We start from the raw sequence: 16,489 nt of genomic DNA, 5'->3' as shown, positions 1-16,489 counted from the left end.
ATGCGCACCTCAACGTTTTGCCTGGCTACCGCTTTTGTCCTGAGCGGCTGTGGATCCTTCCCCGACCGCCTCGATCCGGACGACGATCTGCTGCACGAAGCCATGCAAGGCACCGGCTCGCAACGCCCGCCGACCGAGCAAGCCGCGCCGGAAAGTCCACCGCCTGCGATAAAAACCCCAACGCAGCGCCAACTGATCCGTGGCAACCAGCAGTTCGTGCGCGCGCCGGCAGCGCAGCCGGTGGCGAAAGAAGAGGGCGGCGATATCGTCTTCAACTTTGCCGACCAACCCATCGAAGCGGTGATCAACAGCGTGATGGGCGACCTGCTGCACGAAAACTACAGCATCGCCCAGGGCGTGAAGGGCAACGTGAGTTTTTCCACCTCCAAACCGGTGGACAAGCGACAGGCGCTGTCGATCCTCGAAACCCTGCTGTCCTGGACCGACAACGCGATGATCAAGCAGGGTGATCGCTACGTGATCCTGCCCGCCAGCCAGGCGGTGGCCGGCAAACTGGTGCCGCAGATGAGCGTGGCCGCACCGTCCAGCGGCCTGTCGGCGCGGCTGTTTGCGCTGCGCTATATCTCCGCCACCGAGATGCAGAAACTGCTCAAACCCTTCGCCCGCGAGAACGCGTTCTTGCTGGTGGACCCGGCGCGCAACGTGCTGAGCCTGGCGGGCACCCCGGATGAGTTGGCCAACTACCAGGACACCATCGACACTTTCGATGTGGACTGGCTCAAGGGTATGTCGGTGGGCGTGTTCGGTCTGCAACGGGCTTCCGTGGCCGAGCTGATGCCCCAACTGCAAAGCATGTTCGGCCCAGACAGCGGCATGCCCCTGGCCGGCATGCTGCGCTTTTTGCCGATTGAACGGACCAACTCGGTGGTAGCGATTTCTTCCCAGCCGCATTACCTCAGCGAAGTGGGCGACTGGATCCGTACCATCGACGAGGGTGGCGGTAACGAGCCGCAGATGTACGTCTACGACGTGCGCAATATGAAGGCCGCCGACCTGGCCAAGTACCTGCGACAGATCTACGGCACCGGCGCGATCAAGGACGATACACCGGCCAAGGTTGCGCCTGGCCTGCGCACGACGACTCTGTCGTCGCTCAATACCGGTGGCCTGCAGAACAACCCACCTGCTGCCGAAGAGCCGGAGCCGGAAGAAAAGCAAGTCGCGCCCATCAACGCTCTTGAAGCCGGCACCCGCATCACTGCGCAAAAGAGCAGCAACCAACTGCTGGTGCGCACCCGTCCGGCACAGTGGAAAGAGATCGAAGCGGCCATCAAACGGCTCGATAACCCGCCGCTGCAAGTGCAGATCGAGACGCGCATCCTAGAGGTCAAGCTCACCGGTGAACTGGACCTGGGCGTGCAGTGGTACCTGGGGCGTCTGGCGGGTAATTCCTCCAGCACCAGCGTGGCCAACGCTTCCGGCAGCCAGGGCGCACTGGGCGGCGGTGGGGCTGGGCTTGGGGCGACGGATTCGTTGTTCTATTCGTTTGTCAGTTCGAATTTGCAAGTGGCATTGCATGCGCTGGAAACCAATGGCCGCACGCAGGTGCTGTCGGCGCCGTCGCTGGTGGTGATGAACAACCAGCCAGCGCAGATTCAGGTGGGGGACAACATTCCGATCAACCAGACCACGGTGAATACCGGGGATGCGGATACCACCTTGAGCAGCGTCGAGTATGTGCAGACGGGGGTGATCCTCGACGTGGTACCGCGGATCAATCCGGGTGGGTTGGTGTATATGGATATTCAGCAGCAGGTCAGTGATGCCGAAAGCCAGAGTGCGAACAGCGACACGCCGGTGAATCCGCGTATTTCGACGCGGTCGGTGTCGACGCAGGTGGCGGTGCAGAGTGGGCAGACGGTGTTGCTGGGGGGGTTGATCAAGCAGGACAACGGAGAGAGTGTGAGTGCCGTGCCTTATCTTGGGAAGGTTCCGGGGTTGCGGTGGTTGTTTGGGAGTACCAGCAAGTCAAAGGATCGGACGGAGTTGATTGTGTTGATTACGCCTAAGGTGATTACCAGCAGTGGGCAGGCGCGGCAGGTGACGGATGATTATCGGCAGCAGATGCAGTTGTTGCGGCCTGGTCAGTAGGTGTTCATATCCGTTATTTAGGTAACGGCGGAACCAATAGCCGCCGTAACCTAAAAAACGGATATGTACTCAGCCGACCGATCGCCTGATATCGGCGCCGTGGCACATCGCACACCGTTGGGTAAATAGGGTTTTCCCGTTGAGGTTATCCGCGAAGGACAGTGAGGGTTGGGTGAGCGATAACATATCGAGCCAAGCGATAAGTACCCGTTTCATATCCATATGACCTTGTGGCTTGAATCAGATTGGGATCGAGGGAGAACCTGATGCCAGCGCGTTGAGTTTGAAAGGTCGCCATTCTCCTTGTTTTATCATGATCGTGTCCAAAGCCGCTTCAACGCCCCGCGACAGTGTTGCTATTTATTATGCCTTTTTCGAATGTTTTTTCTGAGTTTAAATCAGTAATTTTAATAATTGGCATGGATCTACAAAGCCTTTCACAAGCCCCGCCCGCGGGCATTAAGGTCATTCTCCACAGGCCAGCACCGCGGCCATCCACGGAGGAATACCTTGATGCCCATCTCACCCCGGCAACTCAAATTCGGCAACCTCCTATACCGAACCCTTCAACGTGGCGCGGCAGTTTGCGTCCCTGGACCACATCAGCGGCGGCCGCGCCGGCTGGAACGTGGTCACCACCGGCTTGGAAGGCGCGGCCGGTAACTTTGGCCGCGAGCAACACATCGACCACACCGAGCGTTATCGCCGCGCGGCCGAACACCTGGAGGTGGTGCAGGGCCTGTTGGACTCTTATGAAGACGACGCCTTTGTGCGTGACAAACAAACCAAGGTGTTCCTCGACCCGCAGCGCCAACACCGCCTCGATCACCACGGCGAGTTTTTCTCGGTCACCGGGCCGCTGAATATAGCCCATTCGGCCCAAGGCCAACCGGTGATTTTCCAGGCGGGAATCTCCGAATCCGGGCGCAGCCTGGCGGCGAACTATGCCGAGGGGATTTTCGCCGGCGTGGGCAATTTCGAAGATGCCCAGGCGTACTACAGCGACATCAAAAAACGCACCGCCGCCGCTGGGCGTAACCCTGACCACGTAACCATCCTGCCGGGTATTTCGCCAATCATTGCGGATACCGATGAGCAGGCCCAGGCCATCGACCGCGAGCGCAATGGCGAGCTGGATCTGCACAAAGCGTTGGTGCAGTTAGGCCGGCCATTCAATTACCACGACTTCTGCCGATCGCAAGTGTTTTGACGTTTCCGGACATAGCGCTACTGGTAAAGCTCAGAGTTGCTGCCAAGCTATCAGTTAGGCCACGGTCGACGTCAGCTACCAGCCACAGAAAGCCGATGGTGCCAAGGACGGTGGCCCAGTGAAGTTCGGCTGGAATATCCGGCAGAACGTCAAGGTTTGAGGCTTCTAGGAGAATTGCTATGAGGCTATCGGACAGCCGATCGCTTTGGTGTATCACAGCCGCTCTCATCTTTGTTGTAGGGCTTCATGGCTATCTCATTGTCGACGGGTTAATTCGCGGTGTGGCGATTTCTTACAGTCGCGTGGGGCCTTCCGTCACCTACACGCTTGTAGGGCAGCCGAAGTTGTTCTGGTTCACGATCATTTGGAACGTAGTATGTGAAGCCGTATTCATTGCTCTAACCCTTGGTATGGCTTGGGCCGCCAGGGAGATGTCTAAAAACGAGCGCCCCAAAAAACGTTGATATCCAGGCTCCATCGCTACTCCTGCAACTGCAACGCTTGCTGCTTGAGCTTGCGCTTTTGTTCGAACGGCAACTTCTCATCATCCCCATACGGCGCGCTGTACCAGTTGCCATAGGTCGGGTTGGGCAGCAGAAACCAGCGCTGCCCCAGCCAGTTCATGTAGGGCGCCACGGCTTTGCGTTGATCCGCGACGGTGTTGTGCTCGGCCTGGACGAAATCCCCCAGAGAATCGCCGGCCATCAACAACACGCGGGCATGGGCGGCGACCCATTGGCGGCGGCAGTTTTTGCCGTAGCCGGCGCTTTCGCAGTGGCCGGTGGGGGTGCTGGCGGCGAGGACGTGTTCGTCGCTTTCCACCGGGAAACCGCGCAGGCGCAGGTTTTTCACTGTGGCGGCGACCTGGCTGTGTTCGCGGTTGGTCAGGTAGTAGATCGTGATGCCTTTGTGTTGGGCCGCTTGCAGGAAGGCGACCGCGCCGGGCAATGCCTGGGCCTTGGCCTGGTCGACCCAGGTGTTCCAGCGGTCGTAGGAATAGATCTGGTTGTTGACCACATCGCGGGCGTTGAGCGGCACGTTGTCCAGCAGGGTTTCGTCGATATCGACCACGACCGCCGGTGGCAAGCCTTTCAGGTTGCGTGGCGGGAAGGGCAGGGCATCCCAGGTCGGATCCGCCAGGGCCACGTCGAGTTGGCGGGTGGCATTGGCAAAGAGCTGGCGGTAGATCAACTCATGCTCGATGGAGGTCTGGGTCCAGAGCACGGCGTCGAGCTGGTCGTTGGCCGGCGGCGTTTGTTGGCAGCCGGCCAGCAGGCAGAGGCTGGCGAAGATCAGTTTACGCATGGACAGTCTCGCAGATGAAGGTTGAATGGGCGCACATTAGCCTAATCACGGGCGCCATACAGGCATGTTGTCTTCATCAATTGTCCAGTGAGGCTGGCCAGGTCGCAGGCAGACACCACCGGCCCAGCGCACACGGCCGTTCAGCACGGCGTGCCCCAGCGTAGTCAACGCCAGCACCTGGCGTGGCCATTCGAGGTGCGTTTCAGTGGCCGTCAGCAAAGGAAAAAAAGAGGGTGTTGCAGGGTCTGGGGCGCAGCCCTTTCCGCGGAAGGTGGCGTAGAGCGCGCCAGGCCGGAAATATAGGCAGTGCTGCGCTCCATTGCAAATCAGTGGTATGTGTCTGGCTTGTGATCGAGCCAATGGGTCTTGATCCCCTTCGCCCATGCCACGGTGTAGAAACAGCTCAGCAACACAATCCCCCATTGTTCGGCATTGATTGATGACCAGAACCAGAACGGCTGACCAGCCATGCCGAACAGGCAGGCGTAGCGGCGCACTTTCAAGCGTTTGCTCTGGCTGAACCAGATGGCGACGACGCCGAGGGCGGCGATCATGATTTGCGCTATCACGGGCGGCTCCTTGAATGGGAAAAGGCAGCCTTGAGCACAAGGCTGCCAGGGCATTACTTGTCCTTGCGCGCATCCAGGGTCTTCTGATGCTCTGCCAGAAATGGCTGCTCCGCCGGATCAAAGCGGTCGATCCCGGCGGTAAAACGATGCCAGTATGGGTACAACGGCTGGCGTCGAGTCACGGCTTCGATGCGTGAGGATTGTTCCTGGGTCAGTTTCAGTTCTGTCGCGGCGAGGTTGTCGCGCAGATGCTCCTCGGTGCGGGCGCCGACGATCAGCGAAGTGATACCCGGTCGATCCTTGAGCCACGCCAGGCATGTGCGGGCTACCGAAACGCCGTGTTCACCGCCGACGGCGGCGAGGGTTTCAATGATGTCGAGCGCACGCTCCTGGTCATGCACATAGGGTTCCGGCCAGCCGCTGCCTTGGCGGGTGTTGGCAGGCGGCTTGTGGCCGCGGCGGGTAGAGCCGGTCAACAGGCCTTCGCCCATCGGGCCCCACACCAGCGTGCCCACCGACTGGTCCAGCGCCAGTGGCAGCAGTTCGTACTCGGCTTCGCGGGATTCCGGGGTGTAGTAGATCTGCTGGGTGATGGGTTTGAGCATGCCGTGCAGCTCGGCCTTGCCCAGGGTTTTCATCATCTGCCAGGCGGTGAAATTGCTGGTGCCGAAGTAACGGATTTTTCCCGAGCCCACTAGCAGCCGCAGAGCTTCGAGGGTTTCCTCGATGGGGGTCATGCCGTCCCAGTTGTGCAGTTGGTAGAGGTCGATATGGTCTGTGCCCAGGCGTTTCAAGCTGGCTTCGCACGCGCGAATCAGGTGGTAGCGCGACGAACCTGAGTTGTTGGGGTTGTTGTCCACGGGGCTGCGGCCCTTGGTGGCCAGCAGGATATCGTTGCGTTTGTCGCCCAGCGCTTTGCCGACCACCTCTTCGGCCAGGCCATGGGAGTAGAGGTCGGCGGTGTCGACCATGTTCACACCCGCGTCGAACGCGATATCGAACATGCGTTTGGCCAGGGGCACATCCACCGATCCGCATTTCTCAAACTCGGCGCGACCGCCAAAGGGCACGGTGCCCAGGATGATTTCGGATACCAGCAGGCCGGAATGGCCCAGTTGTCGGTATTGCATGTCGCCTCCTCGGTAACGTTGAACCTAGAGTTCTGAGCCACACCGGATGCGATAGTTTGAATTTTTTGAATGAAATCCTGGCGAGTGTGCCTCACCATTGCGCCATCCAGATTGAGAGGAACACCGCGTCCATGAGCGCATTGATCGAAACCCGCGCCCTGACGCGCCTGGACGAGCGCCGTCACGTGGCGTTGCTCCAGCCCACCGATTTCACCTTGAATGCTGCTGACCGCGTGTCGATCACCGGTTCATCCGGCTCCGGCAAAAGCGTGTTCCTGCGCGCTCTGGCCCTGCTGGACGCGCCCAGCTCCGGGCAGATCCTGTGGAATGGCAAGCCAATCGGCAACGCGCAGATTCCCCACTACCGCTGCCACATCAGCTACCTGTCGCAACGCCCGGCGCTGCTCGACGGCACGGTGGAAGACAACCTGCGTTTTCCCTTCAGCCTCAAGACGTCACGCAAACGCCGCTTTGACCTTGCCACGGTGATCACGCTACTGGGCCACGCCGGCAAGACGCCGGACTTTCTGGCCAAGCGCGCCGCCGATCTGTCGGGCGGCGAATCCCAGGTGGTTTCGCTGATCCGCACCCTGCAACTCAACCCCGAAGTACTGCTGCTCGACGAGCCCACCGCCGCCCTTGATCCCACCTCATCCCGCGAAGTGGAAGCGCTGATTGACGCCTGGTTTGACGCAGATCGCGCCCGCGCTTGTATCTGGGTGTCCCACGACCTGGCCCAGGCCCGGCGCATGAGCGACATCCATTTGCAAATGAGCGCCGGTGTATTGAGTGGAGTGCCCCAGCCATGAACTATCAGAACCTCACCGCACTGGACATGGGCATCGCCGCTTCGCTGATCCTGATCAACGGCGCGCTCTCTCTGCTGCTGCGCCTGGGCCTGGAGCGCCAGCTGTTCCGGGCGGCGGTGCGCACCGTGGTGCAACTGCTGGCCATCGGTTATCTGCTGGGCTGGGTGTTCGAATTTGCTTACTGGTACGTGGTGCTGCCGTTGATGTGCGCCATGACCCTGATCGCTGGTATCTCGGCGGCGGGGCGCGGGCGGCGGACTTACCGGGGGCAGCGCGTGGACAGCATCCTCTCGGTGTGGGGCAGTTCATGGCTGGTGACGGCGGTAGGTTTGTTCGCGGTAATCCGCATCCATCCTTGGTACGAGCCGCAATATGCAATCCCGATTCTCGGCATGATTCTCGGCAATACCCTGACCGGCGTGTCGCTGGGGATAGAGCGCATGACCCAGGAGCTGACATCGGGGCGCAACACCATCGAAATGATCCTGGCCCTTGGCGGCTCACGCTGGGAAGCCGCGCAGGAAGCCATCCGCCAGGCCGTGCGCGCCGGGATGATCCCGACATTGAACCAGATGACCGTGGTGGGCATCGTCAGCCTGCCCGGCATGATGACCGGGCAGGTGTTGGCGGGAGAGAGCCCGGTGGATGCGGTGCGGTATCAGATCGTAATCATGTTTCTGATCGCCGCGTCGTCGGCGTTGGGCACGGTGGGTGCGGTGCTGCTCACCTACCGGCGGTTGTTTTCGGTGAGCCATCGGTTTTTGCGCGATCGGCTTCAAGAACGCTGATCGAGATTGTTTCACCGGACGAAATGCTGGATTGTAAATCCTGGTGATTCCAACGGCCAGGGCAGCGGCGGAACATGTGGGGCGTTGGTACCCCACTTTATTGGAGCCTCTCATGATCAAACTCTACGGTTTCCCCTTGTCCGGCCACTCCCACCGCGTTGAGCTGATGCTGTCGCTGCTCGACCTGCCTACGGACTATGTGCTGGTGGACCTTAAGCAAGGCGCCCACAAAGCGCCCGAGTTCGTTGCCGCCATCAACCCGTTCGGCCAGGTGCCGGCGATCGATGACAATGGTGTCGTGCTGGCGGACTCCAACGCGATCCTGATTTACCTGGCGAACACCTACGGCAAAGGCCAATGGTTGCCGAGCGACCCGGTGGGGCAGGCCCGTGTGCAGCGTTGGCTGTCGACCGCTGCCGGCCAACTGCACGCCGGCCCTGCGTCTGCGCGGCTGGCCACGGTGTTTGGTGCCGAGGTCGATACTGCCGTCGCGATTACTCGCTCGCATGCCTTGCTGAAATTGGTGGAAGCGCAATTGAGCCAGAGCCGTTTCCTGGTCGGCGAGCAACCGACCATTGCCGATGTGGCTTTCTACACCTATACCGCTCACGCGCCGGAAGGCAATGTTTCGCTGGCCGACTACCCTCATGTACGCGCCTGGCTTGCCAGTATCGAGGCGTTGCCGGGGTTCGTGGGCATGCCGCGCACGGCGGTAGGCTTGCAGTCGCAATAACTTTCTAGAGGCGTGCCGATGGACCGATTCCATGAAATGCAGGTGTTCCTGGCCGTGGCCGAGGAGGAGGGCTTTGCCGCCGCCGCGCGCCGTCTGAAAACCTCGCCACCCAGCGTGACGCGGGCCATCGCCGCCATGGAGGAACGCATCGGCACCCAACTGCTGGCGCGCACCACCCGCAGCTTGCACCTCACCGAAGCCGGTCAACGTTATCTGGAAGATTGCCGGCGCATCCTCGCGGAACTCGATGAGGCCGAAGAAGCCGCAGCGGGCAGTTATTCGATCCCCTGCGGCCATTTGACGGTGACCGCGCCGGTACTGTTCGGCGAACTGTATGTGGCGCCGGTGCTGGGGGAATACCTGGACCGGTTCCCCTTGGTAAACATCAACGCCTTGCTGGTCGATCGCGTGGTCAACATGACTGACGAAGGCGTGGATGTGGCCGTGCGTATCGGCCACCTGCATGAGCCGGGGCAGCAGGCAATCAAGGTCGGTGAAGTGCGCCGAGTGGTGTGTGCATCGCCGGACTATCTCGAACAGTACGGGCGGCCTACGCATCCGTCACAGTTACGTGAGGCCAAGATCGCCACGTCGTCATCCAGCCAGTTGGTGAGTGGCTGGGAATTCGTCGACGGCGGCCAACCCTTGACCGTGTCCATTGAGCCACGTCTGGTGGTCACGGCGAACAATGCCGCAATCAACCTGGCGCGCTTGGGCTGGGGCATGACGCGGGTGTTGTCCTATCAAGTCGCAGCGGCGGTGTCGGCGGGTGAGTTGGAGATTGTCCTCCAAGCCTATGAGTCGGCGCCGTTGCCGATCCAGGTGGTGTTCCAGAAAAGCGGCCGGGTGCCGGCCAAGATCAACACCTTTGTCGACTTCCTCGCCCATCGCCTGGGCCAGGACGTCGCCTTGAACCCGGCGATGAAACGGCGCAACTGATGGAGCGTTATCGCGATATGCAGCTGTTCATGGCGCTGACCGGGCAGCCAAGCCTGGCCTCGGCGGCGCGTGACGCACAGGTTTCCGCCCCGACCCTGGTACGCGCGATCGCCCGCCTGGAGGCGCGTTTGCGCGTGCCGCTGCTGGAGCGCAGCACGCGCGGCGTAAGCCTCACCGACGCCGGCAGCGCCTACCTGGCGGACTGCGTGCGCCTGCTCGCTGCGGTGGACGCCGCCGAAGCGTCTGCCAAGGGGCTACACGTGCAGGCCCAGGGCAATTTGCGGGTGTTTTTGCCGTTGCTGTTCAGTCGTTATGTGATGGCGCCGGTCCTGGCTGACTACCTGGACCGCTATCCCGAGGTGAATCTGGTCGTCAGCTACCACGACTATTATCCGAACCTGCATGAAGAAGGGCTCGACGTCGCCATCCTTGTCGGTGATCTGCCCGATTCTTCACTGATTGCCCGGCCTGTGGGGCAGGTGCGGCCTATCCTTTGCGCCAGCCCCGGCTATCTCGCTGCTCACGGCGAACCCCTGCGCCCGGACGACCTCAAGCAGCACCGACTGATCGCCAGCGCCGATCAGGTGCACTGGGATTTCCACGGCTATCAACTCAAGGCCCGCGCCCGACTCGGCTGCGCCACCGTGCAGGGGGCGATCAATGCGGCGGTGCATGGCGCAGGGTTGATTCGCTGCCTGAGTTATCCGGTGCACGAACACCTGCAGAGCGGGCAACTGCGTCGCGTATTGCCGGATTTTGAACTGCCGCCACTGCCTGTGCAGGTGGTGTACCGGGAAGGTCGCAACGCGCCGATGCGCGTGCGCAGTTTTGTCGACCATTGTGTGACGGCGCTGCGCGAACACCCGGCATTTCAGCGAGCGTAATAGTGGATTGCCTGGCGTGGTGATTCTCACGCCGGCTGGCAGGGCGCAGCATCTGTATATCCAACCTGAGGTGCGCGCCATGAACCTGATCGAACAATCTCCCTGGCATGCCGGCGAACGGCACATACAAGAAGCGGTGGGCGTGGCCGACCGCATGGCTGTGGTCGGGCCGAAGGTGATCCGCGATCACCTGCCGGAACAGCATCGCGATTTCTACCCCTTGTTGCCTTACCTGATACTGGGTGCGGTGGACGAGCAGGGCATCCCGTGGGCGACGATGATCGAAGGCGCACCCGGTTTTGCCCACTCGCCGGACCCGCAGACCTTGCAGATCGACAGCCTGCCGTCCGCGACCGACCCGGCCCGCAACGCCTTGCGTATGGGGGCGGCCGTCGGCCTGTTGGGCATCGACCTCAATACCCGCCGCCGCAATCGCATGAATGGCCGTATCGGTGCGCTTGACCATGAGGGTTTTTCGGTCGACGTGGTGCACACCTTCGGTAACTGCCCCAAGTACATTCAGCTGCGCCCGGTCGACGGCGTCGCCCGTAAACCCGGAACAGTGATCGAACGCCTCAACGAGTTGGACACTGCCGCGCAAATCTTGATCCGCAATGCTGACACCCTGTTCGTCGCCAGTTACGTCGACATGGACGGCCAACGTTCGGTAGACGTCTCGCACCGGGGTGGTAACACAGGCTTTGTGCGGGTCGAAGGCAACGTGCTGACCATCCCGGACTTTGCCGGCAACCTGTTCTTTGCCACCCTGGGCAACCTGCAAGCCAACCCGGTGGCGGGGTTGTTGTTCATCGACTTTGAATCGGGCGATGTGCTGCAAGTGGCTGGGCGCACCTCATTGATCCTCGACGGCCCCGAAGTGGCTCTGTTTGAGGGCGCACAACGGCTGTGGACCGTGACGGTGGAGCATGTGGTGCGACGTCCGGCGGCATTGGCGTTGAGGTGGCAGTTCGAGGAGTTTTCGCCGTTCAGTCTGGCGATGGGGCGTTGGTAGGCGACGGCGCTCAAATGAGGGAGCTGGCTTGCCTGCGATAGCGGAGTGTCAGGTGGCGTTGCTGTGACTGATCACACCGCTATCGCGGGCAAGCCCGGCTCCCACAGGGGATTGCGTTTTCTGATGCAATTGCGTGGTTGATCAGGCCACCGGGCATTCCCGATTCAGCGCCTCATCGACCAACAACTGCGCAATCTCGACCATCTGCACCATCGCCAGCACCTTTTTACGGCTTGACCCATCAAGGTGTTCGGCGCAGTCATAGGCGCAGACAGACGCTGAATCAAGCATCTCGCTGGCATTGCTCAAGGCGGCTTCGGTGCTGAGTCCGGGACGGACGGTGAAAATGACATCGGGAGGGAGTTGCGGTTGGTCATCCGTGGTGGATGGCGGGGGATTGGGGGTGACTTTTTTCATGGTGAGACTCCTATGAATGAGTACCTCCATTTCGCTACCACACGAAGTAAGGAGGCGACTGTACACGGGGTGGTAGACCGGTCATAGAAACCCGGCAGGCCGAAGCCACCCATGCACAGCCGCCACAAAGCAGCCCGCACAAAAAAACGCCCTCGAGCGTTTTGGGGTCTATGAAAGAACTGGGCTACCACACCCGTTCGCTGAATTTGCAGCGACCCGCGAAGGTTAGCGGCGAGGTTCATCGGACGCAACCCGAAAATTATGTAAGAACGGTCCGATAAAAAGGGCCTTCTATGCCATTCGTGCCCCCCGGTTAACACTCAATTGCGCAACGCCCGGTGGTTACCCGCGCGTTATGAGGCAATACTCCCTCAGCTTTCCGCCCTGAGGTTCCAACCATGAATTTACCAAGCCGCCTTGCGCTCCTGATTGCCGCCGCCGCTGTTCTCAGCGCCTGTGGCGAAGCCTCCAAAATACCCTTCCAGGCCGGAGTCGGGCCTGCGCCGCAACTGCCCGAGCCCAGTACTTCTTTGATCCCCACGCTCAAGGTGTCCAAGGCCGTGGGCTGGCCTGACGGTGTGCAACCCACTGCCCCCCAAGGCTTCACCGTCACGGCCCTGGCCGACAACCTCGATCACCCGCGCTGGGTCTACACCCTGCCCAACGGTGATGTGCTGGTCGCTGAAAGTAATCACCCGCCCATGCCCGAAGGCGCCACCGACGGTGGCACGGGTGTGATCGCCTGGGCACGGCGCACGGCGATGGGAGTGGTAATGGGGCGTGTGGGCGCGGATGCGCCGAGCGCCAATCGAATTACCTTGCTGCGCGATGCCGATCACGATGGGCATGCCGAAGTGCGGACCGAGTTCTTGAGCGGCCTGATGTCGCCGTTCGGCATGGCGCTGTTGGGCAACGACTTGTATATCGCCAATGCCGATGCGGTGGTCAAGGTGCCTTACACCACAGGCCAGACGCATATCGACGCCACTCCGGTCAAGGTCACCGACCTGCCGGCCGGCATCAACCATCACTGGACCAAAAACCTGCTGGCGAACCCTGAAGGCACCCGGCTGTATGTCACGGTGGGATCCAACAGCAACGTCGGCGAAAACGGTCTCGACGCAGAAGAGGGGCGTGCCGCGATCTGGGAACTGGACGTGACCAGCGGCGAGAAACGCCTGTTCGCCAGCGGCTTGCGCAACCCCAACGGCCTGGCCTGGAAACCGGGTTCTACCCAACTGTGGACGGTGGTCAACGAACGCGATGAAATCGGCAGCGACTTGGTGCCCGACTACCTCACTTCGGTGCAGGACGGTGCATTCTACGGCTGGCCGTGGAGCTACTATGGCAGCCACGTCGACGTGCGCGTCCAGCCGCCACGCCCGGACAAAGTCGCCCAGGCCATCGCGCCGGACTACGCCCTAGGCACTCACGTCGCGCCGCTGGGCCTGACTTTTTCTGACCCGCGCGGCATGCCGGGCGCCTTTGCCGATGGGGTGTTTGTCGGCGAGCATGGCTCCTGGAACCGCAACCCGCAGGCGGGCTACAAGGTGGTATTTATTCCGTTCAAGGACGGCAAACCGTCGGGTACACCGGTCGACTTCCTCACCGGTTTTCTCAATGCCGAAGGTGAAGCGCAAGGCCGGCCGGTGGGTGTGACCCTGGACGGGCAGGGTGCGTTGTTGGTGGCGGATGATGTGGGGAACAAGGTGTGGCGCGTGACACAGAGCAAACCCTGACCCGATATGTTGCGGGATGTTGAACCGCCGGATTGAACGATGCCCTTGGGTTAGCCTTGTTTTCCTACAGACAACAAGGACGCGTCATGCAACCAAAGGTCATCAATCCCACGACGGTATTCAACTCCCTGCAATACGGCTTCAGCCAGGCCCTGGAGGTGCCGCGGGGCCGGCGCTTCCCGCATGACCCGCCGCCGTCTTCGTGGATTATCGTCAGCGGGTTGTCGTTGCCGGAGTGGCTGATCGAGATCGAGGCGGAGGCGGTGATTCCTCAGGGTTAAACGCGACAACCCCGCTCGCGTCCGCAAGGGCTTCTCCCCACGCACCGCCCAACGCCGTATACAACTTCACCTCCGCCACCAACTGCGCCAGGCGATCGATGATCAGCGCCTGCTGCGAGCTGAACAGCGCACGCTGTGCATCGAGGAAGGTGAGGTTGCTGTCCACGCCGCTGCGGTAGCGGTGTTCGGCCAGGTTGTAATACTGCTGGTTGGCCGCGACAAAATCCCGTTGCGCTTCCAGTTGGTCGGTAAAGGTCTGCCTCGCCGCCAGGCCATCGGCGACTTCCTGGAAGGCGGTCTGGATGGATTTTTCGTACTGCGCCACGCCGATATCTTTTTGCAGCTTGGCGTAGTCGAGGCTGGCGCGCAGGCTGCCGGCATTGAAGATCGGCAGGTTGATCTGCGGCTGGAACGTCCAACTGCCCGAGCCGCCTTTGAACAGTCCCGACAGTTCCGTGCTGGCGCTGCCGGCGTTGGCGGTGAGGCTCACGGACGGGAAAAACGCAGCGCGTGCGGCGCCGATATTGGCGTTGGCGGCGCGCAGTTGGTATTCGGCCTGGAGGATATCCGGACGGCGTTGCAGCAAGTCTGAAGGCAGGCCGGCGGGCACGCGTGCGACCAGATCATCGGCGAGTGGACGCGACGGCATTTTCTCATCTACCGGGCCGCCCACCAGCAGGGCCAGGCTGTTGAGGTCCTGGGCGACCTGGCGTTCATAACGGGCGACGCTGGCACGTGTGCTTTCAACGCTGGTACTGGCTTGCACCACGTCCAACGCCGACGCCTTGCCGGCGGTTTTGCTGCCGCTGGTAAGGCGCAGGCTGTGCTCGTTGGCGACCAAGGTTTGCCGGGCCAGGGCCAGCAGTTCCTGGTCGGCGCGCCAGGTCAGGTAGGCGTTGGCGACGTTGGCGACCAAGCTCAATTGCGCGCTGCGCCGAGCCTCTTCAGTGCCCAGGTAGGTGAGCATGGCCTGTTCGCTGAGGCTGCGGATGCGGCCGAATAAATCCAATTCATAGGCGCTGATGCCCAGGGTCGCGGAATAGCTCGACGTGATGGCCGGCTTGCCCGTGCCGTTCACATCCCCCGGCAAGCGCCGGCGCTGACCGGCCCCGGTCGCAGAGACGGCCGGGAACAGATCCGCACGCTGGATACGGTACTGCGCCTGAAAGGCCTCGACGTTCAGTGCCGCCACCCGCAGGTCTCGGTTGTTGATCAGGGCTGCGTCGATCAGCTGTTGCAGCGCCGAGTCATGGAACAGCTGCCGCCAGTCCGACGTGCCGGATTGCGCCCGTGCGTACACGCCTTCTTGGGGATATTGCGCCGGTACAGGTGCCTCGGGCCGTTGATAGTCCGGGATCAGCGAGCAGCCGCCGAGCATCCCTGCCATCGCGAATGCGCTCAATTTATTCATCAGGCGCCAACCATCCATTTGGCCAGACCATGTCGACCGCTCACGCCCAACTTGGCGGCGGCGCGCTTGAGGTAGGTTTCGATGGAGCTGTTCTTCACGCTGAGTTTTTCCGCCATTTGCGGCACAGTACCGCCGGTCAGCAGGCCCAGGCACACTTCTTGTTCGCGTGCCGACAGGGTGATTTCTCCGAGGGACAGCCGCTTGTAGAACTCACGCTGCAATTGGGATTGCTCCAGCAGGGTGTGGGCCGGTTCGGCGTCGGGGTGGGGCGCCTGGCGCAGACTCTGGGCGTGACACTCGATCAACGGCAGCAGGGTGTCTGACAGGCACTTGAGAAACGACAGCTCGGCCAGGGAAAACCCGCGATGGGTAGGCGGGCGATAAAACGAGATCACACAACGCCGGTTGCCCTGGCGCGACACCAGGTTGCACTGGTGCGAGGTGCCGCGAGGGAACGCGCTTTTGGCCTTGGCCTTCAGTTGGATCAGCAGCGGGTCCTGCATACCGAGCATTTCCCGCAATAGCGGGTGGTCGGCCATGGAGTTCAGCGCCAGGGGCGGCAGGTCCTGGGTCTGGCCGGCGCTGCCGAGCAGCTTGATATCGAGCACGCGGTCGCGCAACTCGTCGAGGGTCCATTCGCTGAGGTCCACCAAGTGGATCGGCACCCACTTGTCCACCAAGTGGAGCATGTGTGCGGCGAAGTCGGCGTGGCCACTGTGGGCAATCAACTCGCCCATTTCGGCATAGAAATTCGGGCTTTGCGGGTTGGCAATACTGCTGGTCAAACTCATAGCCATCTCATCCTTGATGTCGAAAACCGTCAACAGACTCTCTGGGCCTTTGCGGGGGCGATCCGTTGCTCACACACCAGAATCGGTAGTCGAGATTATATTTAGCCAGGGGATTCGTCCTACGTATGTAGCAGAAACGAGGGACACAACCTGCCATAAAAACCACGTCATTAATTCGACGTTTCTGAGAGGCAATTCCGTCTTAGAAAAAACAGTTGAGGTTTTTGTTTTTGATTAAGTATTTGATAAATAACAAAAAATAAATAATTTTAAAAATATAAATGAAGCTGGATTCGGCTAGATATAGCCAATTTCCTACACAGCTTTAATCGTTTCAGCAATGAAGCCTCAGCCAAGCC

The 16,489-nt window shown here is 61.0% G+C and carries 15 protein-coding genes and 3 pseudogenes; 11 read left to right on the top strand and 7 right to left on the bottom strand.

Translation table 11 applies throughout. The features are described from left to right. Positions 1-2,112: a type II secretion system secretin GspD gene (gene gspD, locus LVW35_RS18135; protein WP_233891408.1), complete on the top strand. Its 2,112-nt coding sequence runs from the start codon at positions 1-3 to the stop codon at positions 2,110-2,112. An 84-nt stretch (positions 2,113-2,196) separates the two neighbouring features. Here the strand turns inward: gspD and LVW35_RS18130 are convergent. Next, positions 2,197-2,328, bottom strand: a pseudogene (locus LVW35_RS18130) (c-type cytochrome); the annotation flags it as partial. A 331-nt stretch (positions 2,329-2,659) separates the two neighbouring features. Here LVW35_RS18130 and LVW35_RS18125 point away from each other — a divergent pair. Together LVW35_RS18125 and LVW35_RS18120 are read left to right on the top strand one after the other, a co-directional pair. Then, a pseudogene (locus LVW35_RS18125) lies at positions 2,660-3,301 on the top strand (NtaA/DmoA family FMN-dependent monooxygenase); the annotation flags it as partial. Positions 3,302-3,380: 79 nt separating this feature from the next. Further along, positions 3,381-3,482 (top strand): annotated as a pseudogene (locus LVW35_RS18120) (type VI secretion system tube protein Hcp); the annotation flags it as partial. Positions 3,483-3,802: 320 nt separating this feature from the next. On the opposite strand, the gene LVW35_RS18115 reads toward LVW35_RS18120, so the two are convergent. The 3 genes from LVW35_RS18115 to LVW35_RS18105 all read right to left on the bottom strand — a co-directional run bounded on the left by LVW35_RS18115 (position 3,803) and on the right by LVW35_RS18105 (position 6,326). Next, entirely contained in the window at positions 3,803-4,627 is an 825-nt protein-coding gene (locus tag LVW35_RS18115) for a 5'-nucleotidase, lipoprotein e(P4) family (protein ID WP_233891406.1), read from the bottom strand. A gap of 326 nt (positions 4,628-4,953) precedes the next feature. Further along, positions 4,954-5,196: a hypothetical protein gene (locus LVW35_RS18110; protein WP_233891405.1), complete on the bottom strand. Its 243-nt coding sequence runs from the start codon at positions 5,194-5,196 to the stop codon at positions 4,954-4,956. A gap of 53 nt (positions 5,197-5,249) precedes the next feature. Further along, the gene (locus LVW35_RS18105; protein WP_233891404.1) at positions 5,250-6,326 is read right to left on the bottom strand and encodes an aldo/keto reductase; all 1,077 of its coding nucleotides are present in this window, start codon (positions 6,324-6,326) and stop codon (positions 5,250-5,252) included. A 131-nt stretch (positions 6,327-6,457) separates the two neighbouring features. On the opposite strand from LVW35_RS18105, the gene LVW35_RS18100 reads away from it, so the two are divergent. The 6 genes from LVW35_RS18100 (at position 6,458) to LVW35_RS18075 (ending at position 11,491) form a co-directional block, all read left to right on the top strand. Then, positions 6,458-7,135, top strand: a complete 678-nt coding sequence (locus LVW35_RS18100) for an ABC transporter ATP-binding protein (RefSeq protein WP_233891403.1) — start codon at positions 6,458-6,460, stop codon at positions 7,133-7,135. Beyond that, complete coding sequence (locus LVW35_RS18095) at positions 7,132-7,923, top strand: ABC transporter permease (RefSeq protein ID WP_233891402.1); 792 nt, start codon at positions 7,132-7,134, stop codon at positions 7,921-7,923. Before LVW35_RS18100 ends, LVW35_RS18095 begins: the two co-directional genes overlap by 4 nt. Before the next feature lie 112 nt (positions 7,924-8,035). Next, a complete protein-coding gene (locus LVW35_RS18090; RefSeq protein ID WP_233891401.1) occupies positions 8,036-8,656 on the top strand; it encodes a glutathione S-transferase family protein in 621 nt (206 codons plus the stop codon). Positions 8,657-8,674: 18 nt separating this feature from the next. Continuing rightward, complete coding sequence (locus tag LVW35_RS18085; RefSeq protein WP_233891400.1) at positions 8,675-9,595, top strand: LysR family transcriptional regulator; 921 nt, start codon at positions 8,675-8,677, stop codon at positions 9,593-9,595. Beyond that, positions 9,595-10,479 carry a LysR family transcriptional regulator gene (locus LVW35_RS18080; RefSeq protein WP_233891399.1) on the top strand — a complete coding sequence of 295 codons (885 nt, stop codon included), beginning with the start codon at positions 9,595-9,597 and terminating at the stop codon, positions 10,477-10,479. The genes LVW35_RS18085 and LVW35_RS18080 overlap by 1 nt, the downstream gene beginning before the upstream one ends. Positions 10,480-10,558: 79 nt before the next feature. Continuing rightward, on the top strand, positions 10,559-11,491 hold the full coding sequence (locus LVW35_RS18075) for a pyridoxamine 5'-phosphate oxidase family protein (RefSeq protein WP_233891398.1): 933 nt from the start codon (positions 10,559-10,561) through the stop codon (positions 11,489-11,491). Positions 11,492-11,632: 141 nt separating this feature from the next. Here the strand turns inward: LVW35_RS18075 and LVW35_RS18070 are convergent, their stop codons facing one another. Further along, complete coding sequence (locus LVW35_RS18070; protein WP_233891397.1) at positions 11,633-11,908, bottom strand: DUF6124 family protein; 276 nt, start codon at positions 11,906-11,908, stop codon at positions 11,633-11,635. A gap of 398 nt (positions 11,909-12,306) precedes the next feature. Here LVW35_RS18070 and LVW35_RS18065 point away from each other — a divergent pair, with 398 nt between their 5' ends. Then, the gene (locus tag LVW35_RS18065) at positions 12,307-13,647 is read left to right on the top strand and encodes a PQQ-dependent sugar dehydrogenase (RefSeq protein WP_233891396.1); all 1,341 of its coding nucleotides are present in this window, start codon (positions 12,307-12,309) and stop codon (positions 13,645-13,647) included. An 86-nt stretch (positions 13,648-13,733) separates the two neighbouring features. Beyond that, on the top strand, positions 13,734-13,928 hold the full coding sequence (locus LVW35_RS18060; protein WP_233891395.1) for a hypothetical protein: 195 nt from the start codon (positions 13,734-13,736) through the stop codon (positions 13,926-13,928). Here LVW35_RS18060 and LVW35_RS18055 read toward each other — a convergent pair. Beyond that, positions 13,861-15,339 (bottom strand): efflux transporter outer membrane subunit, encoded by a 1,479-nt coding sequence (locus tag LVW35_RS18055; RefSeq protein ID WP_233891394.1) that lies wholly within the window; start codon positions 15,337-15,339, stop codon positions 13,861-13,863. The genes LVW35_RS18060 and LVW35_RS18055 overlap by 68 nt on opposite strands. Further along, positions 15,339-16,130: a helix-turn-helix transcriptional regulator gene (locus LVW35_RS18050; protein ID WP_233891393.1), complete on the bottom strand. Its 792-nt coding sequence runs from the start codon at positions 16,128-16,130 to the stop codon at positions 15,339-15,341. Before LVW35_RS18050 ends, LVW35_RS18055 begins: the two co-directional genes overlap by 1 nt. Positions 16,131-16,489 lie beyond the last annotated feature (359 nt).

The organism is Pseudomonas sp. HN11 (genome assembly GCF_021390155.1).
In the GTDB taxonomy this organism is placed as follows: Bacteria; Pseudomonadota; Gammaproteobacteria; order Pseudomonadales; family Pseudomonadaceae; genus Aquipseudomonas.
Note: the sequence above shows the minus strand (reverse complement) of the source record. Positions and strands in the feature narration are given on the sequence as shown.